The following is a 1,733-nucleotide window of genomic DNA, read 5'->3' on the forward strand; positions in this document are numbered from 1 at the left end:
AGGCCTTACTACAGCCGCTTCAATTTGGATAACAGCAGCGATAGGTATTCTGGCCGGGATCGGCTTCTATCTTCCTCTCCTGGTCTCTGTCATTCTCACGATTTCCACCCTCTCGATTTTTCGCTGGATTGAAGAACACTTGCCATCCCAGGCTTATTATCACTTTGAATGTCGGTATGCTCGCACTTCGGAAATGACTGAGTTCACGATTCGAACATTGGTCGAAGGTTGTGGATTTAGTATCGCCAATCTCAGCTATCGTCTTGACGAGGATGGACGTCAGCGTCGAAACAGAATGGTTTTGCGTACCACAGACCGCGCAAGCGCATTTCGCCTGTCAGAGATGCTAGAGGCTACTGAATCTATACACGAGTTCCGAATCACCCCTACAGGTGACTAATAAATTTCACGAATTTTTAATCGATGCCGAAAATCAATATGCACGGGGGAGCGTCCATTGGGCTTGCTATATCGGCCTATGGTACTCATTCAATGAGACGCACGATGCCTGCACTTGTCTTTAAACGAACGAAGAGCCTCAGGGCCGTATAACTGCTCCTGGGACACACTAAGCAGGAAAGCACCGCCTGTTATCTGGGATATCGATGTGGATGATGCTTTGGAAATGACTTAATAGACTGAAGTCTGACACCAAAGCCGTGGCAACCAGAACGGTCGCTTACGACTGTGCATTCAACGGATCAACGCAACCCAAAGCAGACATAGGCAGAATCGCGGATTCCGTTCTAGTAGTAGGCTATTCTCGGCATAAACAGACTCTGAAACCTCAGGGCAATCATCTTTTAATCTCTCGTGGAGTATCTGTTGTGAGCGCAATTCGGACAGATTGGACGTAACAATCTCTCTTAGCCAAAAGAGACTCTTGACCTGGAGTTAACTCCAAGCCCTATGATGATTTCATGGAAAAGAAATCGATGGAGTTAAACCAAAAGATGAAAGGCACAAGATTAAGTGTTTTGCTGGGGCTGCTCTTAAGTGCTGGAGCCATGGCAGAAACAATGCATCAGGATGTTTCGCCAGGAAAACTGGTGGTCCAGGTTAAAGGCGTCGTTTGCTCATTTTGTGCATACGGTACCGAGAAAAATTTGGCCAAGCTGGAGTTCTTGGATCTATCCCAATATGGCGATGGGGTGCTGATTGACATCAATACGCACCGCATCACCTTGGCGCTACAACCGAACAAGCCGGTTCGTTATGCTGGTATTGCAGACGCAATCGTAAAGGGCGGCTATGACCCTGTGATCTATCATGTGGCGCTTAAGGGTGTCATCAGGGAGCACCAGGGCCACTACCAGCTGATTTGTGAGGAAAATGGTCAGGTCTATACCTTGCCGCCCTCTGTCGAGGCTGCGCCACTTTTAGGCAAGCAGATCTTGGTGCGAGCCGAACTCAATGCAGAACAGGCAGCGAATGCAGTTGAAGGCCAGCCGATCCGGTTAACCAAAATTAAGCTGGAGCCGCAGCCATGAAACGAAACCAACTGTACGGATTACTGTTGGGGCTGTGGGCTTTACCGGTTTTTGCGCATCAGCCCGTCATGGACATGGCACCCCGTTGGGAAGGGGGATGGGGATTCCAGGTTCGCCAGGAGCATTACGGCTCCGACACCTTGCTTGATGGCAGCTCTGAAGTGACCAATGCGTTTGGCCGTGAGAAATCCATCGATACAACCTGGCTGGAAGGGATCTATACCTTTCGGCGGGAGGTGCGCC

General features: G+C 49.6%; 2 protein-coding genes and 1 pseudogene. All 3 read left to right on the plus strand.

The annotated features are described in order from the left end of the window. Positions 1-400, plus strand: a 400-nt coding sequence (locus ABYW01_RS20865) for an MgtC/SapB family protein (protein ID WP_372836466.1), incomplete at its 5' end; no start/stop codon positions are given. 520 nt (positions 401-920) lie between these two features. Further along, a complete protein-coding gene (locus ABYW01_RS20870; RefSeq protein ID WP_372836468.1) occupies positions 921-1,490 on the plus strand; it encodes a hypothetical protein in 570 nt (189 codons plus the stop codon). Then, positions 1,487-1,733: pseudogene (locus tag ABYW01_RS20875) on the plus strand (hypothetical protein); the annotation flags it as partial. The gene ABYW01_RS20870 and the pseudogene ABYW01_RS20875, both read left to right, overlap by 4 nt.

Origin of the sequence: Pontibacterium sp. (genome assembly GCF_041587635.1) — a bacterium.
Taxonomy (GTDB): domain Bacteria; phylum Pseudomonadota; class Gammaproteobacteria; order Pseudomonadales; family Balneatricaceae; genus Pontibacterium.